Source organism: Candidatus Defluviilinea gracilis (genome assembly GCF_057138825.1).
Genome location: NZ_DBNHEF010000046.1, coordinates 36243 through 62566, shown reverse-complemented (window position 1 = coordinate 62566; position 26324 = coordinate 36243). Strand labels below are relative to the sequence as shown.

General features: G+C 52.0%; 25 protein-coding genes. 12 read left to right on the top strand and 13 right to left on the bottom strand.

The window, feature by feature from the left end; genetic code table 11:
* Positions 1-65: 65 nt before the first annotated feature.
* The 9 genes from AC16KF_RS05965 to AC16KF_RS05925 form a co-directional block, all read right to left on the bottom strand.
* The gene (locus AC16KF_RS05965) at positions 66-320 is read right to left on the bottom strand and encodes a BrnA antitoxin family protein (RefSeq protein WP_484036381.1); all 255 of its coding nucleotides are present in this window, start codon (positions 318-320) and stop codon (positions 66-68) included.
* Positions 317-586, bottom strand: a complete 270-nt coding sequence (locus tag AC16KF_RS05960; protein WP_484036380.1) for a BrnT family toxin — start codon at positions 584-586, stop codon at positions 317-319. The genes AC16KF_RS05965 and AC16KF_RS05960 overlap by 4 nt, the downstream gene beginning before the upstream one ends.
* A gap of 353 nt (positions 587-939) precedes the next feature.
* On the bottom strand, positions 940-1302 hold the full coding sequence (locus AC16KF_RS05955; protein WP_484036379.1) for a DUF5615 family PIN-like protein: 363 nt from the start codon (positions 1300-1302) through the stop codon (positions 940-942).
* Positions 1299-1529: a DUF433 domain-containing protein gene (locus AC16KF_RS05950; RefSeq protein WP_484036378.1), complete on the bottom strand. Its 231-nt coding sequence runs from the start codon at positions 1527-1529 to the stop codon at positions 1299-1301. Before AC16KF_RS05950 ends, AC16KF_RS05955 begins: the two co-directional genes overlap by 4 nt.
* 350 nt (positions 1530-1879) lie before the next feature.
* Positions 1880-2635 carry a phosphate ABC transporter ATP-binding protein gene (locus tag AC16KF_RS05945; protein WP_484036377.1) on the bottom strand — a complete coding sequence of 252 codons (756 nt, stop codon included), beginning with the start codon at positions 2633-2635 and terminating at the stop codon, positions 1880-1882.
* Between the two features lie 59 nt (positions 2636-2694).
* Positions 2695-3567 carry a phosphate ABC transporter permease PstA gene (gene pstA / locus AC16KF_RS05940; RefSeq protein WP_484036376.1) on the bottom strand — a complete coding sequence of 291 codons (873 nt, stop codon included), beginning with the start codon at positions 3565-3567 and terminating at the stop codon, positions 2695-2697.
* On the bottom strand, positions 3564-4730 hold the full coding sequence (locus AC16KF_RS05935; protein ID WP_484036375.1) for an ATP-binding protein: 1167 nt from the start codon (positions 4728-4730) through the stop codon (positions 3564-3566). The genes pstA and AC16KF_RS05935 overlap by 4 nt, the downstream gene beginning before the upstream one ends.
* A 159-nt stretch (positions 4731-4889) precedes the next feature.
* Positions 4890-5786, bottom strand: a complete 897-nt coding sequence (gene pstC, locus AC16KF_RS05930) for a phosphate ABC transporter permease subunit PstC (protein ID WP_484036374.1) — start codon at positions 5784-5786, stop codon at positions 4890-4892.
* Positions 5787-5958: 172 nt separating this feature from the next.
* Positions 5959-6828, bottom strand: coding sequence for a phosphate ABC transporter substrate-binding protein (locus tag AC16KF_RS05925; RefSeq protein WP_484036373.1), 870 nt, complete (start codon positions 6826-6828; stop codon positions 5959-5961).
* Positions 6829-7263: 435 nt separating this feature from the next.
* Here AC16KF_RS05925 and pstB point away from each other — a divergent pair, with 435 nt between their 5' ends.
* Both pstB and AC16KF_RS05915 read left to right on the top strand, forming a co-directional pair.
* Positions 7264-8025 (top strand): phosphate ABC transporter ATP-binding protein PstB, encoded by a 762-nt coding sequence (gene pstB / locus AC16KF_RS05920; protein ID WP_484036372.1) that lies wholly within the window; start codon positions 7264-7266, stop codon positions 8023-8025.
* Positions 8026-8792: 767 nt separating this feature from the next.
* Positions 8793-10388: a phytoene desaturase family protein gene (locus AC16KF_RS05915; RefSeq protein WP_484036371.1), complete on the top strand. Its 1596-nt coding sequence runs from the start codon at positions 8793-8795 to the stop codon at positions 10386-10388.
* A 168-nt stretch (positions 10389-10556) separates the two neighbouring features.
* On the opposite strand, the gene AC16KF_RS05910 is transcribed toward AC16KF_RS05915, so the two are convergent.
* Positions 10557-11102 (bottom strand): hypothetical protein, encoded by a 546-nt coding sequence (locus AC16KF_RS05910; RefSeq protein WP_484036370.1) that lies wholly within the window; start codon positions 11100-11102, stop codon positions 10557-10559.
* Between the two features lie 306 nt (positions 11103-11408).
* Here AC16KF_RS05910 and AC16KF_RS05905 point away from each other — a divergent pair, with 306 nt between their 5' ends.
* Positions 11409-13001 (top strand): phytoene desaturase family protein, encoded by a 1593-nt coding sequence (locus AC16KF_RS05905; protein WP_484036369.1) that lies wholly within the window; start codon positions 11409-11411, stop codon positions 12999-13001.
* 108 nt (positions 13002-13109) lie between these two features.
* Here AC16KF_RS05905 and AC16KF_RS05900 read toward each other — a convergent pair whose 3' ends face one another.
* Positions 13110-14024, bottom strand: coding sequence for a VOC family protein (locus AC16KF_RS05900; RefSeq protein ID WP_484036368.1), 915 nt, complete (start codon positions 14022-14024; stop codon positions 13110-13112).
* Between the two features lie 170 nt (positions 14025-14194).
* Here AC16KF_RS05900 and AC16KF_RS05895 point away from each other — a divergent pair, with 170 nt between their 5' ends.
* On the top strand, positions 14195-15847 hold the full coding sequence (locus AC16KF_RS05895) for an FAD-dependent oxidoreductase (RefSeq protein ID WP_484036367.1): 1653 nt from the start codon (positions 14195-14197) through the stop codon (positions 15845-15847).
* 189 nt (positions 15848-16036) lie between these two features.
* On the opposite strand, the gene AC16KF_RS05890 is transcribed toward AC16KF_RS05895, so the two are convergent.
* Together AC16KF_RS05890 and AC16KF_RS05885 are read right to left on the bottom strand one after the other, a co-directional pair.
* The gene (locus AC16KF_RS05890; RefSeq protein ID WP_484036366.1) at positions 16037-16288 is read right to left on the bottom strand and encodes a BrnA antitoxin family protein; all 252 of its coding nucleotides are present in this window, start codon (positions 16286-16288) and stop codon (positions 16037-16039) included.
* Positions 16251-16544, bottom strand: a complete 294-nt coding sequence (locus AC16KF_RS05885; RefSeq protein WP_484036365.1) for a BrnT family toxin — start codon at positions 16542-16544, stop codon at positions 16251-16253. The genes AC16KF_RS05890 and AC16KF_RS05885 overlap by 38 nt, the downstream gene beginning before the upstream one ends.
* A 44-nt stretch (positions 16545-16588) precedes the next feature.
* On the opposite strand from AC16KF_RS05885, the gene AC16KF_RS05880 reads away from it, so the two are divergent.
* The 8 genes from AC16KF_RS05880 to AC16KF_RS05845 all read left to right on the top strand — a co-directional run bounded on the left by AC16KF_RS05880 (position 16589) and on the right by AC16KF_RS05845 (position 26139).
* A complete protein-coding gene (locus AC16KF_RS05880; RefSeq protein ID WP_484036364.1) occupies positions 16589-17968 on the top strand; it encodes a sensor histidine kinase in 1380 nt (459 codons plus the stop codon).
* A 210-nt stretch (positions 17969-18178) separates the two neighbouring features.
* Entirely contained in the window at positions 18179-18601 is a 423-nt protein-coding gene (locus AC16KF_RS05875; protein ID WP_484036363.1) for a CoA-binding protein, read from the top strand.
* A 35-nt stretch (positions 18602-18636) separates the two neighbouring features.
* Positions 18637-20262, top strand: coding sequence for a hypothetical protein (locus AC16KF_RS05870; RefSeq protein WP_484036362.1), 1626 nt, complete (start codon positions 18637-18639; stop codon positions 20260-20262).
* 66 nt (positions 20263-20328) lie between these two features.
* Positions 20329-21291 carry a GDP-mannose 4,6-dehydratase gene (gmd, locus tag AC16KF_RS05865; protein WP_484036361.1) on the top strand — a complete coding sequence of 321 codons (963 nt, stop codon included), beginning with the start codon at positions 20329-20331 and terminating at the stop codon, positions 21289-21291.
* Positions 21292-21297: 6 nt separating this feature from the next.
* Complete coding sequence (locus tag AC16KF_RS05860) at positions 21298-23136, top strand: hypothetical protein (protein WP_484036360.1); 1839 nt, start codon at positions 21298-21300, stop codon at positions 23134-23136.
* On the top strand, positions 23133-24092 hold the full coding sequence (locus AC16KF_RS05855; RefSeq protein WP_484036359.1) for a glycosyltransferase family 2 protein: 960 nt from the start codon (positions 23133-23135) through the stop codon (positions 24090-24092). The genes AC16KF_RS05860 and AC16KF_RS05855 overlap by 4 nt, the downstream gene beginning before the upstream one ends.
* On the top strand, positions 24089-25009 hold the full coding sequence (locus tag AC16KF_RS05850; protein WP_484036358.1) for a lysylphosphatidylglycerol synthase transmembrane domain-containing protein: 921 nt from the start codon (positions 24089-24091) through the stop codon (positions 25007-25009). Before AC16KF_RS05855 ends, AC16KF_RS05850 begins: the two co-directional genes overlap by 4 nt.
* Positions 25010-25011: 2 nt before the next feature.
* Positions 25012-26139, top strand: coding sequence for a glycosyltransferase family 4 protein (locus AC16KF_RS05845; RefSeq protein WP_484036357.1), 1128 nt, complete (start codon positions 25012-25014; stop codon positions 26137-26139).
* Positions 26140-26324: the final 185 nt, after the last annotated feature.

The following is a 26324-nucleotide window of genomic DNA, read 5'->3' as shown; positions in this document are numbered from 1 at the left end:
GTTTGCCCCTTCGCGAAGAACCCTTTAGCGTTAGGGGGAAATGAAGAGGGGTAGTTTTCTGCTGACTACGCAGCGCTTTGCAATTCTTCACGAACCACCCGCCGTAGAATTACTTCGATGGGTTCCTGCTGGCGCGTAATGTGTTCGCGTAAAGCATTGTTGATAAACGTTTGGTAATTCCCGCCTCCTGCCGCGTCAACTTCACCGCGAAACCAATCCAGAATGTCATCGTCAATGCGGATGGTAATGCGGGTCTTTCCTTTCGGCGCAGGGCGAACTGCTCCGCGCTTGCCTTTGCTGAAATCGTATTCTTTTTTCATCTCTGTTCCTCGTATATCTTTCTTTCGCGCGCGGTCGCTTTTCGCGCGGAAATAATCCGAATAACAATGTTACGAAACGTATAAACCACGACCAGGATGCGGTTCAAAAAGTCCATGCCGATGGTGATGAAGCGGCTTTCTCTTGCATCATCGTCTTCAATCGTGATGGCATTCTCATCCTCAAAGACTCCCACAGCATCCGCAAATTTAATGCCGTGTTTTCTGAAGTTCGATTTTTCCTTGTTGGGATCCCATTCGTAACTCATTATCAACCATTATATGCACAAATGTACACAGGCGCAAGACTGCAAATTCTTCTTTTTCGGTTGAGCCTCACCTCAATTTTGATGATTGATTCGCGCATCCGTTTGACCTCACCCCGATAATCGTAATACTCGGCGCGACGGCTTGACCTATCCCCCCGCCCGCTTCGGCACGCTCAGCGCGGCGCTTCCCAAACTTGCCCTGAGCCTGTCGAAGGACGGGAAGGGGGCTGTTCGGTTCATGGCTTTGTTGATTTTCCAGGTCAATGTTTTGTTCGAGGAGGATTGGCATCTCCCCCTTGGGGGACATCGTACCCGAGCGTAGCGAGTGGTAGACGGGAGAGGGGTTTTGTTTATCAAAACGGCAAGACACGAACTCGCGCTTTAACTTCATCCACCGTCAGTAATGCGCCTTTTTCCAAAGTCGCCTGATGTTCCTGCAAAACTTTTACCAATCGTTTGCCTAGAGCTTCGGGAAACACATCCTGCGTGCGAACTTGAATCACGCTTGGGCTTTCTGCCTGTGTCAATGCCAACAGAACGCCAAAATCCAAATCGTGAGTGAAAACGACATAACCATTTTCACGCGCCCATGACATGATGACATCGTCTGTGGCGCGCATATCCCCCACTGTTGACCAATGAACTGATTCCCAACCTGCATCTTTCAACACTTTCACCCAATCGGGCGAAAGGTTCATGTCAATGACGATCTTCATGCGCTCGCCAGCGGCAACTCAATTTCTTCCACGCGCCACGCGGCATAAGTCAAGGCTTCGCGAATATCCTCTTCTTCAAGATATGGATAAGCCTTGAGAATCTCTTTGAAATCTCGTCCAGCAGCAATGAGACCGATAATCGTCCCTACCGTCACGCGCAGACCGCGAATGGTTGGCTTGCCGCCCATTACGTTGGGATCAAAGGTTATGCGTTTCAGGTTTTTCATATTCGTGCTCCTGCTTGTATTTTACCCCAACCTGATATTCTTTCTTATCCGTCCTTTTGGACCTCACCCAGATAACCGTAATACTCGGCACGACGGCTTGCCCCTCTCCTAAAGGAGATGGCATGGGCTTGATTTCTTTTCTGGCTGATGAGGTCGTTGGGTTTCCAAGGAAAAGTTTTGTTTGAGATGTTTGGGCATCTCCCCCTCGCGAAGCGCCCTTTAGGGTTAGGGGCAGATGGGAGAGGGGTTTTGGACCTCACCTCGATTGCGACGATTGATCGGCGTGTCCGTTAGCCCCTCTCCATCATCAATAGCGTTTCTTTGGTCGTTTCCTCTTCTGATAAATTTCATCACCCAAACCTCCCCGTCACATAATCCTCTGTTTTTTTCTGCTTCGGCGCGGTGAATAGCGACTTGCCTTCGCCGTATTCAACTAACTCGCCTTGCAAAAAGAACGCGGCGTAATCGGCGGTGCGTCCCGCCTGTTGCACGGAATGCGGCACGAGGATGATGGTGTAATCCTTTTTTAATTCCTGCAACGCGGCTTCGACTTTTCCTGTGGAGATCGGGTCAAGTCCCGATGTCGGCTCGTCGAGGAGGATAATTTCGGGTTGTAGAGCCAGCACGCGGGCGAGGCAGACGCGTTGCTGCTGTCCGCCTGAGAGGGCGATGGCGGGGGCGTCGAGGCGGTCTTTCACTTCATCCCAGATCGCGGCGAGTTTGAGACTGCGCTCCACCGCTTCATCCAATTTGACGCGGCGTTTTTCGCCCGCGAGTTCCAGCGCATACGTGACATTCTCGCGGATGCTCATCGGCAGAGGCACAGGTCGCGCAAAGACCATGCCCACTTTGCGACGCAACGCGATCACGTCCAATTTTGGGTCGAGGATATTTTCCCCGTCAATGAGGATACGCCCCGACGAGGCTTTGACTTCGGCGAGATCGTTGAGTCGATTCAAACAACGGAGCAGGGTGGATTTGCCTCCGCCCGCGGGACCGAACAACACCGTCACCGCGTTCTGACGGATGTTGAGGCTGACATCCCGTAGCGACTCGGTGCCGTCGGAGTATTGGAGGGAGAGGGATTCGACAATTATCTTGTTCATTGTTTACGCAGTACGCAATACGCAATACGATACTCCGTACTGCGTATTGCGTAACGAATTCACCATTGTCTCCTCGCCCTCGCCCGCGAACGGATGACGGTGGCGATAAGATTCATGGTCAACACAAAGGCAAGCAACACAAGCGCAGTGCCGTATTGAATTTTTACTGGCATCTCAGGGACTTGCGTTGAGATCACAAAGAGGTGATATGGCAATGCCATCGTCGCGTCGAAGGGTGAGTTGGGGAGACGCGGCAAAAAGAACGCCGCGCCTGTGAACAAAATTGGCGCGGTTTCACCAACAGCGCGGTTGAGACCGAGGATGACTCCTGTGAGAATTCCAGGCAACGCTTCTTTCAACACGATTCGACGGATGGTCTGCCAGCGTGTCGCGCCGAGGGAGATGCTCACGGTGCGGAACGATTGCGGCACGGCGCGTAACGCCTCCTCCGCTGTGCTGATGATGACAGGCAGGGTCATGATCGAAAGTGTCAACGAGGCGGCGAGGATGGATGTGCCGAAGTTGAGGAAGAGCACGAACAGTCCCAGCCCGAACAAGCCGTAGACGACGGATGGAATCCCTGCGAGGTTGATGATGGCGATTCGAATCGTGCGAGTCAACGGCGTGTCGGAGGCATATTCTGAAAGATAGATCGCCGCCGCAATCCCCAACGGAACAGAAAATATGGCTGTGCCAAGTGCGAGATACAGCGTGCCGATGATGGCAGGCAGGATTCCGCCTTCGCGCATCCCGTCACGCGGAAAGCCTGTGATGAATTCCAACGAGATCGCGGGCGCGCCCTGGACGAGGATGTAGATGACCGTGCCCACAATGGGCAACACAGTGACCATCGCCATAAGGGTGATGGCGGTGAATCCGATTCGTTCGGTGAGGTGGCGGTTGAGGGTGAAGAGTTTGGCGATGGATTTCATAAATTGAACAGGTACAAAGCATTTTGTATGGAAACATATTCGCGACTGACGATGCTGGCAGTTTCGATGCCGATATTTCGCGCGAGATTTTGCAGTTTATTAAAATCTTCCCGACTAGCGTGAAGTTTTGCTTCATACGCATGACTGCCATTGACGACAAAATCGATCTCCGCGCCGTTCTTTCGTTGATAGTATTGCACTCTTTCCGTCTGCGGCAAATTCCAAAAAACAGCATTTTCAAACAAGGCGCCCTCGTCCACTTGGGAGAATTGACGAACGAGACCAGGGTCGCACACATAGATCTTTCCCGACTTGCGGATCTCCACGTCTTTATTAACCGTATGAGGCTTGATGATTTTGATGAAATACGTGCCTTCCAGAAAAGCCATGTATTCCATCAACGTCTGTCGCGCGACCCCCAAAACGGTCGCAAGTTTCTGGGCGTCGAATTTGGAGCCCGTCCGCTCCATGACCAGGAAAAGCAAATCTCTTAATTTATGACTCTTGCGAAAATCGCTAAATTGCAACACCTCCAATTGATAATAGGAAGTGAAAATATCATCGAGCGCGGCGCGTTTTTCAGCCTCGGTCGTTTTCACCACAACGCCTGGGAATCCGCCAAACTTCAAGTATTCATCCACATAGGATTTATAGGTGGCGTACAGGGCGGGCGACGCCTGCGTATATTTTTCCTGAGGCACGGGCGCCTGTTGAATTCGCAAGAACTCGGAAAAGTTCAGGGGATAGAGTTCGAAAATAAATTTGCGTCCTGACAACGATTCGGAAAACTGATTCTTCAGGTAAAAACTGGAAGACCCGCTCAAAATGAATTTGATTTGATAGGTATCAATGAGGTATTTCACAACGGAGGGCAGTTGTTTTACCCATTGGATCTCATCCAGAAACACATACGCGCGTGAATCTTTTTGCAAGCCAAGCAACTCCAGATTCTTTTTTACGGCGTTATAGTCCACTTCTTGAAAATAGAGTTGGTTGCGAGGATTTTCAAGGTCGAGATATAGTTTGTTTTGGGAAGGTATTTGTTCATAGATATAGTTAAGCAGGGTGGTTTTCCCGACCCGCCTCATTCCTGTAATAACAATTGCTTCAGGAGATTGAAGCACAGGAGCAATCGATTTGTAGATGTCTCTCTCGATAATCATATCTATACTTTACACAATGCCATACTTTTTGTCAAGCATGGTTAACAGAAAGTATTTTCCGTAGATTTACGCAGTTAACCTGTACCGCCGTAGTTGCACTGCGGCGGCGGCACGATTTGCTTGGCAAATCGAACTGCCCGCCAACTGCGTAAGTCCCGTTCAGGAAAGGATCCTCTCCGCCCGTTTCTTGGCGCGGAAGACAACCGACGAGGCGGCGATATTTACGCCTAACGAGATCAGGAACAACACCATACCGATGAAGAACAACGTGTGATAGTGGACGCTTCCATTTGCGACCTCGCCCATTTCCGCGGCGATGGTCGCCGTCATCGTGCGGACGGGGGAGAACCAACTGCCGAGTTTGACCGCCAGCACAGGCGCGTTGCCCGTCACCATCATCACGGTCATTGTTTCGCCGATGGCGCGTCCGATGCCGAGCATGACGGCGGTGAGCACGCCCGATTTCGCGGCGGGCAATGTCACGCGCCAGATCGTCTGCCAGCGAGTCGCGCCGAGCGCCCACGCGCCTTCACGATACGAACGCGGGACTGCGTCGAGCGCGTCCTCTGCCACGGACACGATTGTCGGCACGGCGATCCCGCCGAGGAGGATGGACCCAGTAAACGCTGTGAGACCAGTTGGAAGGTCGAGAAAGACGCGTAAGAATGGGGAGACGAGCAGAATCCCAAGAAATCCCAACACGACCGAGGGGAGTCCGCCAAGCAATTCCACAAGAGGTTTGAGAATCTCGCGCATCCATCGCGGGGCGATCTCCGCGATGTAGACTGCGGTGCCGATGCCCAATGGAAATGCGATGAGCATTGCACCGATGGTGACGACGAGCGAACCTGTGATGAGCGGCAAGATGCCGAAATAATTTTCGATGGGATACCAGCGCGCGCTGAAGAGGTTGGAGAGATTTACTTCGCCGAGAGTCGGGCTACCCTCGCGGATGAGGAAGAAAAAGATCAGCGCGACGAACACGATGGCTGAGTAGCCCGAGGCTTGGATGAGTCGCGTGATGACGTGTTCACGCCAGTTCAAAGATTTTTCCATTTTCTTTTTCCTACCACGAAGGACACGAAGGTCACTAAGGTCACTAAGGTTTAATGGTCAGCGCAACTTGAGGATTTCTTTTCGATCATCTTTCGAGCTGGTCTAGGGTAAGGCTTCACAACCATCGCTTAAACACAACTTTGTGTACTTCGTGTCCTTTGTGTTTAAAGATTTATTCCACAGGCACAAAGCCAAGTTCCGCCACGATTTCCTGCGCTTCGTCCGAAAGAATCCAATCGAGATATTCCTTGACGACGCCCGTCGGTTCGCCGTCCGTGTACATGTACAGATCGCGCGCAATCGGATAACTTTTATCGTTGACGGTTGCAATGGCGGGCAAAACGTATGGCACGCCGTCTTCTTTTGCGATGGCGATCATTTTCAAATCATGCGGCACGTAGCCCAAGCCATCATAGCCGATCGCGTTCGGGTTTTGACGCACTTCGAGAATGATACCCTCCGATGAAGGCAATAGCAATGTATCCGTTGAAAACAATGTTTTATTTTCTTTCTCACCCAACCGCAAGACCGTTTCTAAAAAATAGACATGCGTGCCAGAGTTGGTCTCGCGCGAAAGCCGCACGATGGGTCTGTCTTCGCCGCCGACTTCGATCCAGTTGTTGATTTTGCCGCTGTAAATATCGGCGATCTGTTGGAGCGTCAATTCTGAAACAGGATTTTCAGGATTCACGATCACCGCAATCGCATCACGCGCAATGACATGCTCCACAGGATTCACGCCGTTCGCCTTCGCCGCTTCGATCTCTTCCTCTTTGATACTGCGCGACGCGCTCGCAATGTCCACGGTGTTGTTGATGAGCGCGGCGATACCCGTGCCAGAGCCTCCGCCCGTCACCGAAATGCGCACATCGGCGTGTTCGTTTTGGTATCGTTCCGCCCACGCGAGCGCGAGATTCACGATCGTATCCGAGCCTTTGTTTTCGATATATTTTGTTGACGGGTTGGATGGGGATTGTGACGATGAACTACAAGAGACAATAATGAAAGAGGAAAGAAGAAAGAAAATAAAGATGCGCTTCATTGAGACGAATTATAGTCGAAAGCATTCACTGGATGAAGAACTGCGCTTCAGACTCCCTTCGGGCTGATTCTGTTTCTTCAACATTTTTCTCCGCTTCAGTCCCACATGGACGTAAATGTCCACGCTATTCCTACCAAGCCCGCTATTGCAGGTCAACAATTAAACTGAGCAATACATCAATCAGCCACAGACCCCGAAGGGGTGTCAGAGGCGGCAAATTTATGTCATCCCTTCGGGATTTGGATACTCATTTCGCTGTGTTTAGAATCTTGTCATCCCTTCGGGATTGGTTCTGTGGCAAAATTCATATCGGGTTTATCGCTAGTATCATTTATCAGTTTGCAAAAGTGGGCTTCATCCCTTCGACGCGGCTCAGGGCAAGCTTTCATCGTTTCGATGAACTCAACGCAAGCCTTGTTCTGATAAAATCTCCCCATGAGTTCGACTCAATCCGCCTTCTCCGTCCAAAACTTGGACTTTTACTACAACACCAACGCGAAGACTCTTTCGAACATCAACATCGAGATCCAGCCGCGCAAAGTGACCGCGCTCATCGGTCCGTCGGGATGCGGCAAGTCCACGTTTTTGCGCTGTCTCAATCGGATGAACGACACTATCGCAGGCACGCGCGTGGATGGGAAGATTTTCCTCAACGGTGAAGACATTTACGGCGAGAAAATGGACGTGGTCAATTTACGTCAGCGCGTGGGCATGGTGTTTCAGAAGCCGAATCCGTTTCCACAGTCCATTTACGACAACGTGGCGTTCGGTCCGCGCGTGATGGGTATGGATGTGGACATGGACAAGGTCGTCCGCGAAAGCCTCGAACGCGCCGCGCTGTGGGACGATGTGAAAGACGACCTCAAAGCCGACGCGTTGAGTCTCGCGCTGGGTCAGCAACAACGACTGTGCATCGCGCGTGTCATCGCCGTGCAACCCGAAGTGATCCTGATGGACGAGTCCACGTCCGCGCTCGACCCGATCGCCACCCTGCGCGTGGAGGAACTCATCGCCGAACTGAAACAGGATTACACCATCGTCATCGTCACGCACAACATGCAACAAGCCGCGCGCGTGTCCGATTACACAGGTCTGTTCTGGCTGGGGGAGCTGGTGGAGTTTTCAGAAACCAACTCCATGTTCACGAAGCCGAAGCAAGAATTGACGGAGGCATACATCACAGGGAGGATGGGATGAGGGGTAAACCAAGTAGACAGGTAAAAAAATAAACACGTAAACAAGGAACAGCGCGGACAATATTCAATGTCCGCGCTGTTCAATTACTATTTACCAATTACCACTTACCGCCTCACGAATGCTGTCCCTTCCAGAACTCATCATCCGTCGCTTTGATCTCTTTCATGTCACCCGTCACAATGAACACCGTCCGTTCGCAGATATTCGTCACGCGGTGGAGATTGGGCTTCACCTATCATTTAACGGCACAAGAGCCGGGGAGGAGACCCGGCTCTTGTGCGCTGAGGAGAGAATGAAACTATTTCCTGATCGTCGGCTGTTGCTTTGCGACCTCAACCTGCTGGCACAGGAAGGCGCGCCGCTTTTGAAATGTATCGGTGATGAAAACTGCGATGAGCATTGATGTCGCGGCGAACAGGAATATTTCCATGCGCACAGGATAGCACGGAGTCATCCACTTGTGCTTTGCAATAGGTTTGCGGACGCACAACAATTATGCAATGGTCGACCTAACGGAATCGAAAGGAAGGGATTTCGCAAGCCTTAAGAAATTTTGATCTGGCTGGACGCAGATCGGAAGACGTCAACTCGTTCGAGGTTTGACATAAAAGGAGCGCGTCTTTAGCAGTGGCGACTTTGTCGCTCTCGGGTAAAATTTATGGGAGGTGTTTTTTGAGCCTATATTTTCGCTTTTTTCTTGACCTATTTGGCGCGTGGATTAATATCGACATTTCATTATTGTTGAAAACATGGAGAAGGAATTGTTCATGACATCCAATCAATACGACGCAATCATCATCGGCGGGGGACATAACGGACTTGTCGCCGCCGCTTACCTAGCCAAAGCGGGCAAGAAAGTTGTCGTGCTGGAGCGCAGACACATCGTCGGTGGGGCGGCGGTGACGGAGGAGATTTTTCCTGGGTTCAAGTTCACCGAGTTTTCGTATGTGGTGAGTCTGTTGCGCCCAGAGATCATCCGTGATTTGGAATTGCCTAAGCATGGACTCAAAATCCTGCCGTTACCAAGCACATTCACGCCGATGGAAAACGGAGATTATCTCGCCGCGTGGGATGACCATGATCTAACCCGCCGTGAGATTTATCGTCACTCGCCGAAAGATGCAGAAGCGTATGATGAGTATGCGCGTGTGATGGCGCGTGCGGCAAAGGCGATCAAGCCGATCATCAATTTGATTCCGCCCGACCCATCCTCGTTAAGTATTCGTGACATGCTGGGATTATTGAAAGTCGGTCAATATGCGGCAAGTTTAAAAGAAAAAGAACTTTATACGATTGCCAAACTCGCCACACAATCATCCGCGGATTTGCTTGAAGAGTGGTTCGAGACCGACGCGCTCAAAGGGACAAAAGCCGCCAGCGGAATCATCGGTACATTTTTAGGTCCGCGCTCGCCTGGGACGGCGTATGTTCTGCTCCATCATTACATGGGCGAAATTGACGGCGCCTTCCGCGCGTGGGGTTTTGCCAAGAACGGCTCTGGCGGAGTCAGCGGCTCCATTCTTAACGCGGCGCAAGCGCTCGGGGTGGAGATCAGAGTTGGTTGTTCGGTGAGTCAGGTCAAGGTCAAGAATGGAAGCGCAGTGGGCGTCATCCTTGAAAATGGCGACGAGATTCAATCCAAAGTCGTCATGTCTGCCGCCGATCCAAAGCGGACGTTCCTGCAATTTGTTGAACAAAAATATTTGCCCGATGATTTTGTCACGTCCATTCAAAATTTTCGCACGCGCGGTTCGTCGGGAAAAGTTAATATCGCGTTGAGCGAACTGCCAAACTTTACGGCGATGCCGTTTGAAAAGGGACACGAATCGATCCTGCATCGCGGCGCGGTTTCGATCAGCCCGAGCATTGACTATATCGAGCGCGCGTATGACGACGCGAAGTATGGTCAGATTTCGAAGCGACCGTATCTCGATATGATTTTCCCTTCGATGATTGACCCCGATATGGCGCCGCCTGGTCAGCATGTGATGTCGTGTTTTGTGCAATATGCGCCGTATGATTTGGAGGGCGGATGGAACGATGAAAAACGAAACGAACTCGGTGAAGCCGTGATCTCAACCATCGAGCAATATGCGCCAAACATTCGCAAATGTATTGTGGGCATGCAAGTCATTTCGCCGAAAGATATCGAACGCATCGCGGGCATCACGGGCGGAAATATTTTTCACGGCGAGTTGTTGCTGCATCAAATCTTTTTCCTGCGCCCCACGCCGCAATGGGCAGATTTCCGCACGCCGCTCAAAGGATATTATTTCGGCGCCAGCGGCGCGCATCCTGGCGGCGGAGTCATGGGCGCGGCGGGGATGTTGGCGGCGAAGGAGATTTTGAAGGATGGTAATTAGTAAGTGGTAATTGGAGATTGGAGAATTGGAGATTGGTAATTGGTAATTGGAGACTAGAGACTGGAGATTGAGAATTAGAGGATTGGAGAATTGGTTTGAGGATAAAGAGCCGCTTCGGTCTTGACTGGAAGTTGGTTCTGTTGAGTGGAGTTTAGTCAAGTCTTTGGACTAAGTTCTTAACACTGACACCCTATCACATACCATGGAATCATTTGGCCATCCCTCAAAATCCCACCAGCCTACTTGAGGTCCAACCTTGTAATAATAATCCCATAGGATAATGGCTGGTTGACTCACGATAGCTGCAATAATTGCGCCACCTGCTTGAGGCAATCCTACAATATTAACTTTTGCACGCCATGTTTTTGTTTCTGGAAAGAATTCTTGAACAATTTCCTGAGGCCAGAATCTTTCACCTAAAAGTGTTCTTTCATGAAATACACAATAAAGTCTTAATGTTCCAGGAGGAGGCATCACTTGGTATGTACCTTTTACTTCTGTTGTGGTTCCTGATACAGTTTCATTCTTTGGATAAATAATTTTGATACCATAATCAACAGTGAGGTATGAATCTTGAGAAACAGCTGCATTTTTATAATTAACCCATTCCTGTTTCAATTGGTCATTGGCTTTATCTTTAGTGCGAGCAGTAATCAATGCGGCAAGAATTGTAGCAATAGCACCAATAATTCCCGTAATAATAGTTGCTTCCATATTAATTCTCCTGCATGATTTCTAATTAATTGTAGCTTAGATATTCCGATTAATAGTATAGACTAAATCGACTGAATCAACAATGTTATCCTTCAATTCTTAACAAAGGAATCATTCATGACAAATTACTACGACACCATCGTCATCGGCGCGGGGCGGGGTGAGCGGGGCTAAAGCCGCCCGCTCAGTACATGGAAGCCCTTCGGGCTTCGAGCAAGTCCGCTTCAGCGGACTTCCACGAATTGAGGCAGGGCTTCAGCCCGACGGACAAAGCAAGCAAAGTACATTGCAATAAAAAGGAATTTTATGTCAAACATTTATGACTACATCATCATCGGCGCGGGGCATAACGGATTAGTCGCCGCCGCGTATCTAGCCAAGCAAGGCAAAAAAGTTTTGGTCCTCGAACGCCGTTCCATCATCGGCGGTTCGGTGGTGACTGAATCCTTCGGCGAAAATTTTCAAGCGGATTCGATCCACGCGGGCGGAAGTCTGCGACCTGACATAATCAAAGACCTAAAACTCGCCTCACACGAACTTCAAGTTGACTCTGTCCATCAGCCTTTTATTGCGCTCCAATCTGCAAGTCACGCTTCAAGCGTGACCTACGCGGATCATCTGGTTCTCGACCCTGACCCCGTCAAAGCCGCCGAAGCGATAAAGAGATTCTCTGAAAAAGATGCGAGTAGATGGAATGAATTCGTCCGCTTTATGGATAAAGCCGCGAGCATTCTCGATGTCGCATACGCCACCATCATGCCGCGCTTGCCGAAGAATATGAGTCTACGCGATGGCTATGGACTTTTGGAATTGGGTCTCGAACTTCGTTTGGCTGGCAGAAAAGACATGCTCAACTTTATCCGCGCCTTGCCCATGTCTGCTCAAGAGTTAGTGGAGGAATATTTTGAATCGGAAATTATCCGCGCCGCGATTGCTTCGGTGGCGATTCACGGCTCCACGCTGGGACCGATGTCTGCTGGGACGGGATACACGTTAATCCATAATTGGTTGAATCGTGGCGGGCTGGCGAATCCCCCTCTCCCTGCGGGAGAGGGGCTAGGGGTGAGGGGAATTGGCGCAATCACCCAAGCGCTTGCAAATGCAGTCAAATTTTTTGGCGGCGAGATACGAACCGATTCCGAAGTTGCCAAAATCAAAATCAAAAATCAAATCGCCAAAGGAGTAGTTCTTGCAAACGACGAAGAAATTTCTGCGGATGTGATTCTCTCCTCCGCAAACCCGAAGCACACCTTGCTCAAACTCGTCGGCGCGCAGGATCTGCCGCCTGAATTTGTCTGGCACACACAATCCATCAAAATGCGCGGATCGGTGGCGAAGATTCATTTGTTATTGAATGAACCCGTAGGGGCGGACCTGCGTGTCCGCCCAGAGCAGGGCAATCACACAGGATTTCCCCCACAGGGAACATTGTGCGTCGCACCTTCCATAAAATATTTGGAAAAGGCTTACGACGCGGCGAAATACGGCGAAATTTCAGAAAAGCCCTATCTTGAAATCACAACTTCGGGGAATGTGGTTTCGATTCATTTCCAATTCGCGCCATATCAGTTAAAAACTGGAGACTGGAGACTGGAGACCAAAAAAGTTGAGAAACTTGCAATAGACACTCTGGCGGAATACTTCCCCAATCTCAATTCTCTAATCTCTAATTCTCATGTAATTACGCCTCTTGATTTGGAAACCACGTACGGTCTCACCGAAGGCGACATCAACCACGGACAATTACAACTTGACCAATTTTTATTCATGCGTCCGATTCCAGGCTGGTCGAATCACAAAACGCCGATTGATAATTTATATCTGTGCGGAAGCGGAGTCCACGGCGGAGGCGGGGTCAGCGGGGTGAGCGGAAGGAATGTAGTGAAGGTGTTGAATTAGAATCAAAACATCCGAAGCCGCGAAGACTTCGGATGTTTTCCGTGGGGCGGGATGCCATCCCGCCTTTTTGCCGAAGTGACTGTCACGTTAAACGTGACAGTCACTTTTTTACTTTGCCACCGTCAACACTATGCCATTCTGCGAAGGATCGTAGATCAACAACCCTTCATCAATTTGATTCGACGGGATGCCAGCCTTGTCCACGCGCGCGACGACATCGTCGTACGCTTGTTGATTCGGCAACTCGATGGTGAAGAAACGCAGACCCACCGCGTCGGGCGGAGGCGGCGGCGCGCCGCGTCCCTGCCACGTGTTGAGTCCGAGATGGTGATGATATCCGCCCGCGGAAACGAACGCCATTTGAAAATCTTTGACGTTGCCCATCACATCGAATCCAAGAACGCCGTGATAGAAATCCACCGCTTCATCCAAATTGCGCACATGCAAATGGACGTGACCGATTCGCGCGTCGGGCGGGATGGGCGCGTCCAGCTTGTCGCCTTCGTTCAAATTCTCGAACAGCGCGTCCACATCGAGCGGCTCGCGCCCATCGCTGAGGGAACCGTCTTTGCGGAGCGTGATGTATTTTCCATCTTTCATCGTCCACGTGCCGTCTTCGGGCGACTCGGCGTATAGTTCGATACCGTTGTGTTCAAGATCATCGAGATACGTGGTCTTCGTCATAATATGATCGGTGGGCGAGTTGGGATATTTCAACGCGAACAGACGACCGACCGCGATCGCCAACTCGCGGCGATTCGGAAACAGGTACGCGACGTGATACAACCCCGTCACGCCTCGGTATTTCTTGACGTCTGCCTGCTCCACCAACCTCAGCATGTCCGCCCCTCCAGCGCCCAGCCCCGCTTTTCCGTTTTCCTTCCAGTGCAGTTTGAATCCCATCGCCTGTTGATAGAAAGCGATCTGGTTGTCGAGGTTCGCCACCGTGAGCGAGATATGCCCAATCTTGGTTTTCGGGTGGATTGAGAACTCTGATTTTGTTTCTGTTTGTGTTTGGTTCATATTTTCTCCAGCGCAATTGAGACGACTTCGCAACCGACAAACTTTCCCCACGTGGAGAAATTTCAGCCACAGAGAACACAGAGATTTTGAGATTTTCTCTGAGAACTCTGTGCGCTCTGTGGCTAAGCCAGATTTACTTTCGCAAGGACGATGGTGATAAAATCCGCTTCATGCCCAAGCCTGTCATATTTTCGATAGACGACGACCCCTCCGTTTTAAACTCCATCGAACGTGACCTGCGCTCGCACTACGGGCAGGATTATCGCATCCTCCCTATTAATTCTGGCAAAGCGGCTCTCGATTATTTGAAGAAGATGGAACAGCGCAACGAGACCGTCGCGCTGTTTTTGGTTGACCAGCGTATGCCCGAAATGAGCGGCACTGAGTTTCTCGCCGAAGCGATGAAGACCTATCCGCAAGCCAAACGAGTCCTGCTCACCGCCTACGCCGACACCCAAGCCGCGATTGACTCGATCAACGAGGTGCGGCTCGACTATTATCTGATGAAGCCGTGGCATCCGCCAAGCGAACGGCTGTATCCGATTCTGGATGAATTGCTTGAAGACTGGAAAGCGCATGTGCGGATGCCGTACGAGGGAATCCGCGTGGCGGGGACGTTGTGGTCGCTGGGCAGTCATCAAGTAAAAGATTTTCTCACGCGGCACCAGATTCCCTATCAATGGCTCGACATTGAAAAAGATTCCAACGCGCAAAAGTTAGTCGAGGGCGTTTCGGCTGAGACGAAACTTCCCGTCGTCTTTTTCCCCGATGGCAAAACGTTGATCGAACCCAACCTGCAAGAACTCGCAGACAAAGTCGGTTTGCAAACGCGCGCTGCGCTTCCGTTTTACGATATCATCATCATCGGCAGTGGACCTGCGGGTCTCGCCGCGGCGGTGTATGCAGGCTCAGAGGGATACAAATGCTTGGTCATCGAGAAAGCCGCGCCAGGCGGGCAGGCAGGCTCAAGCCCACGGATCGAAAATTATCTCGGCTTCCCAACGGGAATCTCTGGCGACGATCTCACGCGCCGCGCGGTCACGCAGGCAAAAAAATTCGGGGTCGAGATTCTGTCGGCGCAGGAGGCAAGCCAGATCGTCGTGAAGGAATCGTATCGCATCGTCAAGTTAAAAGATGGGGCTGAGATATCCTGTCACGCGGTGTTGATCGCAACGGGCGCGTCGTTCCACATGTTGAAGATGCCAGGCGCGGATGCGCTCACAGGCGCGGGAATTTATTACGGCGCGGCATACACCGAGGCGATGAATTACAAAGACGGCGATGTGTTCGTGGTGGGCGGCGCGAACTCTGCCGCGCAGGGCGCGATCTATTTGAGTCAATTCGCGCGCAAGGTCACGGTGCTGGTGCGCGGGCACGAACCCACCGCGTCGAAACATCTCGTGGACGCGATGCGCGGCAACGCGAAAATCGAAATTCTCACCGACACCGATCTGCTCGAAGTGCAGGGAAGCAACACGCTCGAAGCGATCGTCATCAAAAACACGAAGACGGATGAAACGCAAACATGCAACGCCTCGGCGTTGTTCGTGTTCATCGGCGTGCGCCCGCAAAGTCAACTGGTGGCGGATTTAACTCTACGCAGCGACAAAGGATATATTTACACAGGTCCCGATTTGATGAAGGATAAGAAAACGCCTCAAGGCTGGACCCTCGAACGGGATCCGTTTCTTTTGGAAACCTCCACGCCTGGAATTTTCGCGGCAGGCGATGTGCGCTACGGAACCAATCACCGCGTCGCCTCCGCGGTTGGCGAGGGCGCAATTGCTTACGCGTTGATGAAGGAGTATTTGAAGAGTCTATAATACTTCGCTGGTTGAGCGCAAGCAGTCGAAACCAGCAGTATTCAAGTTATATGATTGTTCACATGTGGCACGGTGGTTTCGACACCGCACCTGCGGTGGGTGCAGGTGTACGACACCCGCTTCGCTCGTGTCTACTCAACCACCGATATAGAATAAAAAAGCCCCCGCTTTCACGAGGGCTTGATCAAACTATTTTCGATGTTCTTGCGCAAAACGGCGCAACGCATCTGCTAAGAGTTGTTGATAGTTCTTGCCTTGCGCCTTGAACCATTGCGCAACATCGGGTTCGACTTCTACCAGAACCTTGACCTTGTCTTTCGGGATCCGCCATTTTGCAGACTGGAAGAACTCTTCAGTCAATGGCGGAATATCCGACGTGTCAATCATATCGTCGGTCAGGGCATCAAAGCGATCCAAATTGGTTTTTATGTTCTTGTTCATAATATTCTCTCTCACTCAAAGTTGCTTTTCTAAATGAGATGATGCGAATGGTATCCTCGTCTGGCTCGGTGAACACAACCACAACAACACGATTTTCCATTAGTCCAACGCCGATCCAGCGGTCCTCGCCGTACTCTTCTCTTTTGTCGAGGTCAACCAGCATCGGCGATTCGAACACTTTGTAGGCATCGGCAAAATCAAGTTCATGCTTTTTGACATTGGTTTCGTTTTTCTGCCGATCCCAAATGTACTTCATGAGGAAAGTATAGCACGATTCAATTCAGCGTGAGACAATAAGGCATGAACCTCTCCGACCTCCGCAAATCCGCCCTCTTCGAAGGCTTGACCGACCAGGAGTTGCAACAACTCATGGAGGATGCCAAGCCTGTCTCTTTGCGCGCGGGGGAGTTTCTGATGAGGCAGGGAGATGACGGCGACGCGGCGTTCGTGGTGGTGAGCGGCGAGTTTGAGGTCAGCAAACAATCGGGGCAGTCGCTCATCAAAATTGACGTGCGGAATCCAGGCGATGTGTTGGGCGAGATGGCGTTGCTCTCGCGATCACCGCGTTCGGCAAGCGTCCAGGCGATCACCGATTGTGAAGTGTTGCGAATTTCACCCGAAGCCTTCGAAAATTTACTGTCCACGAGTTCGACGGCGGCGTTGGCTGTTTTGCATTGGGTGATGAACCGTCTCAGCCAGAACGATGCCTTGCTTCATCAACAGGAACGGATGGCGGCGCTGGGAACATTGAGCGCGGGACTGGCGCACGAGTTGAACAATCCCGCCGCGGCGGCGCAGAGGAGCGCGGCTGAGTTGCAGAGGACGCTCGTCAAGTGGCAGGCGTTGACTCACGAGATCGAATCGGTCGCGTTCAAAGAGAATCAAACGGACTGGTTGAATCAATTGATGAGCGAGTCGGCGCGGCGATTCGAGTCGCGGGTCAAACTTGAGGCGTTGGAAAAAATTGACTTGGTGGACCAGCTTCAAGCGTGGTTGGAAGCGAGTGGAGTTGAATCTGCGTGGGAACTTGCGCCTGCAATGGTCAACTGTGGGTGGACGATCGAATCGCTGAAAGAGTTGAAGACATCCGTATCATTCCAGTTGTCCGTTCAGTGGCTTGGCGCAAGTTGCTTGATGATGGAATTGCTTTCGGAAGTGCAGTTGACCGCCGCGCGTGTTGCGGGGATCGTGCGCGCGATGAAATCATATTCCTATCTCGATCAGGCGCCGCTGTTGGAAGTGGACGTGCATGAGGGACTCGAAAACACGCTGGTCATCATGCAACACAAATTGAAACAAGGCGTAACGGTGAAGCGCGAGTATGCGCCCAACCTGCCGCGCATCGAAGCGTACGCCAGCGAGTTAAATCAAGTGTGGACGAATATTATTGATAACGCTGTGGACGCGATGGATGGAAGCGGTGTGATCATTTTGCGAACATATATTGAAGACCATAATGTAGTCGTTGAAATCATGGATAACGGTCCCGGTATTCCTGAGGATATTCTGATGCGAATCTATGAGCCGTTCTTCACCACCAAGCCGCCAGGGAGCGGAACGGGACTCGGCTTGCACATCTCGCACGACATCATCGCCAATCATCATCGCGGGCAGTTGCTGGTGAAGTCGAAGCCAGGCGAGACCGTGTTCAAGGCAGTGTTGCCGATTAAAATTTCATAAACACATAGGTGGTCGAGTAGTCCCGCGTGCAATTCGCGGGACGTATCGAGATCACAGGTACGCATACAAACTTTTGCAACAAGAATTATGTTACGGCATGGTGATCTCGATACGTTCTTCGTCTCCGCTGCCGCATCGACAGGCTCAGCGCGGCGGCTTCGCTCAGGACTACTCGACCACCGAAATATGAATGAAAAGGAGAATTAAACAATGAACAGCGAAAAAGAAATGAAAGATATCCTTTTATCGGCAAAGACGGTTGCGGCGGTGGGATTATCGTCGAACCCCGCAAAGGAAAGTTTTGGAATTGTGCAATATCTCAAAGATCAGGGATATAAAATCATTCCTGTGAATCCGTCCGCAAACGAGATCATGGGCGAGAAGGCGTATCCCGATCTATCTTCCATCCCCGAAGCGGTGGACGTGGTGCAGGTCTTTCGCAAGCCCGAGGATGTGCCGCCTGTTGTGGAGGAAGCCATCAAGATTCGCGCAAAGGTGGTGTGGATGCAGGAGGGCATCGTCAACGAAGAAGCCGCGCAGAAAGCGCGCGAGGCGGGATTGCAAGTGGTGATGGACGCCTGCATGCGATCTGCCCATCGCAGATTATTCCGGGCAAAGCCGCTCGGCTTGTAGAAGCGGGGCAAGGAGATTGGGGTAGAATTACCCCGATGAATCTCAATAAGCAAGATGTTTTTTGGACACTTCCGACTGCCCTCGTTTCGGGGGCAGTTTTGTCGTGGTTTCAGGGGGCAAATTGGTTGCCGGGCTGGCTCGGTTTCTCTGCCCTCTTTTTGCTGGCATTGCTAGCGCTTGTCGCCTCCACAAAATGGGCGGGAGGCGGAAGAACCCTGGCTTGGATCGCGGCGTTTGCGTTTGCCATCCGTTTGGCGGGCGGTGTCGCGGCGTATGAACTGTTGCCTGTCTACGGGTATCAAAATTCCAAAGATGGTTTGGCTGGCTACACTTACACCGACGCGCACCGGCGCGATGAGCAGGCGTGGAGGTTGGCGGTTTCAGACGAGCCGGTCTTCGACGCGTTCAGCCGGGAGTATTCCTCCGATCAATATGGCGGGCTGTTGGCGTTGAGCGGGTTTGTCTACCGTTACCTTTCACCTGACGCGCACCGCCCATTGATGATGATCCTGCTGGCGGCGTTCGTTGCCGCGCTGGGACTTCCATTTTTATGGAAGGCGGCAGGCGCGACGTTTGGCAACAAAGCGGCATGGGCATCTGTGTGGATCTTCGCGCTGTACCCTGAATCCGTTTTGTTGGGCGGCTCTGCCATGCGCGAACCATATTTGATGACCTTATCTGCGGTGGCGTTTTGGGGATTCGTTTTTGGAGCGCAATCGGACGGCAAGCCGTCTGACTCCAAAGCGCCGCGAATTGCTCTTGGTCTCAGCCTCCTCGGCATGTTGCTCTTTTCTCCATCGGTTGCCGTAGCGACGCTGTTCATCTTCGCAGGCTGGATGTTCTTCTCACGCGAACGCGCGAGCATCTCGTGGAAGCCGATCCTCATCTTCGCGATTGTGTTTCTGATCGGTTTGTTCGCGCTATCGTCGTCGCTCAATCGGAAGGGTGTGTTCGACACGACCTCTCCGTTATCTGTGCTCAACGATTGGATTCAACTCTCGGTCAAATGGAATGTCTATCAGATCGAGCGCGAATCGGGCTGGGTGCAAAAACTGTTCGACGAGATGCCTGAGGGGGTGCGACTTCCGTTCGTCGCGGTCTACGGGATTCTTCAACCCGTGCTCCCCGCCGCGCTGGTCGTGCCGACGCTCCCGATCTGGAAGATCATCTACGTGTTGCGCGCGCTGGGATGGTATGCCCTGCTTCCCCTGTTGATCCTTTCGACGTTAGCCGGGGCAAGCCTCCCCGTCGGAGCGAAGCGTGGCGAGAACAGCCGCGCCATCTTCATCTGGCTCTCGCTTCTTGTCTGGACGTGGATCCTGCTCGCCGCTCTTCGAGGTGGAGGCGACCAGTGGGATAATCCGCGCTATCGGACGATCATGTTCATGTGGCAGGCTCTCATCGCGGGAATTGTTTGGGTGTGGTGGCGCGAGACTCGCAATGCATGGTTCGCGCGCGTGGTCGCGTGCGAGGTAATTTTCATTTTGATCTTCACGCAATGGTACGCGAGCCGATATTTTTATGTGGGCGGACAACTGCCGTTTGCCGTGATGATCGCGTTGATCGTTGGCTTGTGGGGGGCTATTCTGGGCGGCGGTTGGTGGCTGGATAAACGGCGCGCGATGGAATCGTCCCACAGGTTTCCTAACGAAACTCAGTGATTCAAAAAACCTGTGGGACGTTTTATCGGTTATAATTCAGTCACTGAATTTTGGATTAGGAGATTTATGCCCACCGCTCTCATTACAGGCATCACAGGTCAAGACGGTTCGTACCTCGCCGAGCTATTGCTTGCCAAAGGCTATCGCGTGATCGGCGTGGCTCGTCGTTCCAGCACGATGACCTATGAACGCATCAATCATTTACTGGACGACATCACCGTTGTTCAAGGCGACTTGCACGATCAAGGCTCATTGCTTTCGTTCCTCGAAGAATACAAACCCACCGAAGTGTATAACCTCGCCGCGCAATCGTTCGTGCCGACCTCGTGGAACCAGCCCGCGTTGACGGGCGAGATCACCGCGCTTGGCGTGACGCGCATGTTGGAAGCCATCCGCTTCATCAACCCGAAGATCCGTTTTTATCAGGCGTCGTCGAGCGAGATGTACGGCAAGGTGCTTGAAGTGCCGCAAAGCGAAGAGACGCCGTTCTATCCGCGCAGTCCGTATGGTGTGGCGAAAGTGTACGGACATTGGATCACCGTCAACTATCGCGAGTCGTTCAATATGTTCGCCGTTTCGGGGATTCTGTTCAATCACGAGAGTCCGCGCCGCGGATTGGAATTCGTCACGCGCAAGATCGCCGACGGCGTCGCCCGCATCAAACTCGGACTGGCGAAGGAACTCCGCCTCGGCAACCTTGAAGCCCAACGCGATTGGGGCTTTGCGGGCGATTACGTCGAAGCCATGTGGCGCATGTTGCAACTGGATGAACCCGACAACTTTGTCATCGGCACGGGCGAGACCCATGCCGTGCGCGAGTTTTGCGAGATCGCCTTCGCTCATGTGGGCTTGGATTACAAAGAATTCGTCGTGCAAGATGAACGCTTCTACCGCCCCGCCGAAGTGGACCTGTTGATCTCCGACCCCTCGAAGGCGCGCTCCAAGTTGGGCTGGGAGCCTTCTGTCAGCTTCAAGGAACTCGTCACGATGATGGTGGATGCAGATCTTGCGCGCTTGAACGGCAAATAATCTTCAATGAAGTCTGAAAGAAAACTTCCGCTCATCGAGATCATCACATTGCTGGGGGTGATTCTCTTTGTAGCGAGATCGTTGTATTTTGCTCACTCCTCCCTCTCCATCGGCGATGAAGGCGCGTATCTCTTCAAGGGACTTGTCTTCGCCCGCGGCGAATTTGTTCCCTTTGAAGATTATGGTTATTGGACGAACAAAGCGCCGCTCGCCTTTTTGATCCCTGGCGAGATTCAATATTGGCTCGGCGCTGGCTTGCGCGAGGCGCGTTACTTTGCGCTCGCCGTCAGTTTCTTCATGCTGGCAGGCGTGTGGATTCTGACGAATCGCCTGGGCGGAAAAAAATGGACGGCAGTCGTCATATGGGTCTTTGCGCTCTCCGATGCGAACACATCGATTTATAGTCAGGCGCTGTCGCAAGGACTCGTCGCGTGTATGCTCACGTGGGTATTCGTTTGCGCGCTCGGCGAGAAACGTCCGTTGTGGCAATTGATCCTTGCCTCGTTGTTCTCCGTTGTGATTGTGATGACACGGCAGAACATGGTTGTTTTTCTTCCTCTGCTCGCGCTGTACATTTTTTGGCAACATGGAAAGAACGCGGGCGCATGGTCGCTGGCTTCGAGCGCGGCTTTGTTCATTCTCTTTCACATCATCTACTGGCCCAACATCATGCAGTTGTGGTCGTTGTGGTTGCCCGAATCGTTGACTCCTTTCCTAAACTATTCGCGCCCGTTTGCAGTCTTTGGATACGATACCTTTGAAATTGGAAACCTGAGTCGCATCCAATCGATTGCCATCGGCATTCAACATCACTTCTTCCTCTTGTGCGGATTCGCAGGTGCGTTGATTCTTTTTCCACCAAGATCAAAATGGAAGAGTGCGAGTCAATTCAAGATCGCGATATTTTTGGGCTTGTCGTTCATCGCATTGTTCCTCATGCACACATGGGCGTCGTTGTTCAATCAATTTTGCATCCAATGTTTTTCGCCGTATCAAATGTTTTATTCGGTTGCGGGGTTGTTATTCATTGTCATTGTCTTTTCCAACGGCATCTACGACTCGACCTTCCGCCGTGCACTTCTCATCGTTATGCTGTTGCTCTTCTCCGCAGGGCTTGCATCATATTATTTTCAACGGATCGGCGAATGGTCGCTCGCAACGATTCAATTTCCGCGCGTGAATAGCGCGGGTCAATTCACATTTGCATCGCTTGGCGAAATCCTCACATACATTTTCAATTTGCCGCTCGATGTTCAAAAACGCGTCGGCGCGGCATTCACAGGCGCGCATGCTGGAATCATTCTCCTGATCCTCTACTGGATCGTCCAACGATTCTCCCTCCTCAAAATCTGGACGGGACAAAACGCTTCTCTCGCGACCCTCAACCTGTTTCTCCTCGTCGGCGTGATTCTCCCCCCCGCCGCAAACGCAGGGACGTACGCCACTCCATGCTCAACGAACTTTCTAACGTATTACGAGCAGGCAGGGCATGCTCTCGCAGACGCGATTCCGCCAGATAGTTTGATCTACTGGAAGGGAAGCGGCAGGCACATTGCCATGCTGTTGTACATGGACGATGTTCGCTTCTTTCCTCCGCAGATCACGGCGGGAGCGGGCTACGTCCGCGCGGGCGACCCCGAGCGGTTGCTCCGCTTCGGCTTGTTCAACGATGAAATGGATTTGCAGTGGCGGGAATCTGCCGATTACTTTATTATTTGGAAAGGCTATCCAAATACGAATCTGGACGATTTTCAAAACGACCCGCGCTACGAGCCTGTCCCGTTCGATATGGAAAACCTCGACCAGTGTGAAGATGTGCTGTACTTATTTAGGAAACGTCCATGAATCTCTCCCTTGTGATCCCCGTCTACAATGAAGCGGCAAGCCTCCCCTTGTTGTACGACGCGATCGAAAAAGCGTTGAAGCCTCTCAAACAACAATGGGAGGTTATCTTCGTTGACGATGGAAGCCGCGACAATAGTCTCGACGTGTTACGATCGCTCGCCGAGAAGAATCCGAATCATGTGTGTGTGCTGGTCTTCCGCCGCAACTTCGGGCAGACCGCCGCCATCTCGGCAGGCATTGACCACGCGCAAGGCGAGACCATCGTGTTGATGGATTCCGACCTGCAAAACGATCCCGCTGATATTCCGCGTCTGTTGGCAAAACTGGACGAAGGCTACGATCTCGTCAGCGGCTGGCGCAAGGATCGTAAAGACAATCGCCTCACGCGCACCATCCCATCGAACATCGCCAACGGATTGATCTCCACCGTAACGGGCGTTCACCTGCACGATTACGGATGCACGCTGAAAGCCTATCGCCGCGAAGTGCTGGGCGGATTCCGTTTGTACGGCGAGATGCACCGCTTCATCCCCGTGTTTGCGCATTCCGTTGGCGCGCGCATCACCGAGATTCCCGTCAGTCACCACCCGCGTCAATTTGGCAAAGCAAACTACGGCTTGGACAGAACCGCGAAAGTCATCCTTGACCTGTTCACAGTGAAATTCCTGCTTGAATATTCGCACAAACCCATTCGCTTGTTCGGCGGCGCGGGTGTGGGACTCATGCTGTTGGGCATGCTCGATCTTGCGTATGTGTTCATCCGCCGCACATTTTTTGGCGTGCCAGCATCCACGTCGCCGTTGTTGTTGATCGGCGTGATGTTGTTCATTCTGGGCTTTCAATCCATTCTCATGGGCTTGATCGCCGAATTGCTCGCGCGAACGTATCACGAGTCGCAACAAAAACCGACGTACACCCTGAGGGAGATCATTCAGGGGAAAAAGAAGAAAAAATGATCGGCTGGTTTTCAAAAAACAAGAATCTGATTCTGCGCGTGTTTGGCACCGCGTTGGCGATCCTTTTGATCGTCCTGCTCATCGAACGCGAAGGGTGGAACGAGATCACAAGTTCGTTGAAAGAAATTTCACTCCCTGTTTTTGCATTGGCATTGCTTTCCTTGTTGGTCTCGCGCCTGTTCGTTATTTTGCGCTGGCATGTTCTGCTTCGTTCGGGCGGCGTAGATATTCCATTTTCAAGAACCGCTCAATTAACTCTCACAGGTTTGTTCGCGTCCAACTATCTACCCACCACCATCGGCGGCGACGTGGTGCGTTTGGGCGGAGCCATGCGCCTCGGCTATGACCGCGCGGTTTGCCTCGCCTCCATTGCCGCAGACCGCGTCATCGGCATGGCGGGCATGTTCTGCGCCGTGCCATTCGGACTCATCCCCGCGTGGGGTATGCTGCACGCGACGCCTCTGCAACTCAGCGCCATGCCTCCGTTCGTCGCAAAAGTCACCGACTTCATCCGCCGCACACTTCATTCATTTTCCATCTGGCTCAAACAACCCGCCGCGCTGATCTCGTCCCTCCTCTACACGTGGGGCAACATGATCTTTATCTTTGCCTCGTTGTACATAATCATCGAAGGCTTGGGCGAACACGTTTCCTATTCGCTCGTCGCGGGTATCTGGAGTCTCACCTATTTTGTTACCATCATCCCAGTTTCAATCAATGGTTTTGGCGTACAAGAACTTACGCTTGCCTTTTTGCTTTCGCGGGTTGCTGGCGTCAGTCCTGCTGCGAGTTTGGCTGTTGCTGTGTTGATTCGCATCGTCTTCCTTGTAGCAAGTTTGCCCGGCGCGGCGTTTCTCCCCTCCGTGTTATCCGCCATGTCTGACCCCAACGCAAACTCCTCCAAAGGGTCATCGTAACCATGCGCATCCTCGTTTTGAATCACGAGTTTCCTCCAGTCGGTGGCGGGGGTGGACGCGCGGCGGAAAGCATTTGCCAAACTCTCGCGAGGCGCGGTCACAACATCAAAGTGTTAACTTCACACTTCAAAGACCTGCCGCGCGAAGAACAACGGGATGGATACGACATCCTTCGGATTCCCACACTGCGGACTCAAGCCTTCCGCGCGAGTTTTCTCTCGATGGTCGTCTACGTTCTTTCGGGACTTTGGGCTGGGCTCCGCCTTGTCCGCCTTTTTCACCCCGACGTGATCCACGTCCACTTCGCCGTTCCAGCAGGCGCGCTCGCGTGGATGCTTTCGCGGCTCACAAAAGTCCCTTACGTGTTGACCGCTCACCTCGGCGATGTGCCAGGCGGCGTCCCCGAAAAAACGGGCGACTGGTTCCGCTGGATTTTTCCCACCACGCGCTGGATCTGGCACGACGCAAGCGCGAGAGTTGCAGTCAGTGAGTTCACGCGGAGCCTCGCGCTCAAACACTACAACGAAGAAGTTCTCGTCATCCCCAACGGAATAGATGTGGATGGTGAAAGCCAATCTTCGATTCGAATCAACAATCCTCCCGTGATCGTCTTCGCCGGTCGCTTCATGGAACAAAAATCTCCGTTGATGATCGTCCAAATCCTGAACGAAATAAAAGACCTCCCATGGAAATGCGTGATGATCGGCGACGGACCTTTAATGCCTGAAGTGAAAAAATCCATTTCAGAACTTGAGTTAGGGAATCGTTTCGTATTAACAGGCTGGATCACGCCCGACGAAGTGATGAAACAGTTCGAGCAGAGTGACATCCTTTTCATGCCCTCGCTTTCAGAGGGACTTCCCGTCGTCGGGGTGCAGGCATTGTCGAAGGGACTCGCCATCGTCGCCAGCCGCGTCGGCGGGTTTGTTGACCTGGTGGATGAAAATCAAAATGGCTACCTGATCGAAGTGGGGAATAAAGAAGGTTTCAAAATCAGGTTACAAGAATTGCTCACAAACCCCAGCCGCCTGTTATCATTGCGCCAAGCCAGTTTGAAAAAGGCAAATTCATTCGAAATCACCCAGATCGCGGGGCAATACGAAAAGATATTTGAAGAGATCGTGAATTGAAGGCTCGTACCGCAAAGTTCACTTTGCGCTTGCGGATGACAACAAAAAGGCAAATCGCAAGATAAATCTTGCGGTACGGAGTGCTCAAGCACTATTGAAAGGACAACCACAGTTAAAGGCTCGTACCGCAAAGTTCACTTTGCGCTTGCGGATGACAACAAAAAGGCAAATCACAAGATAAATCT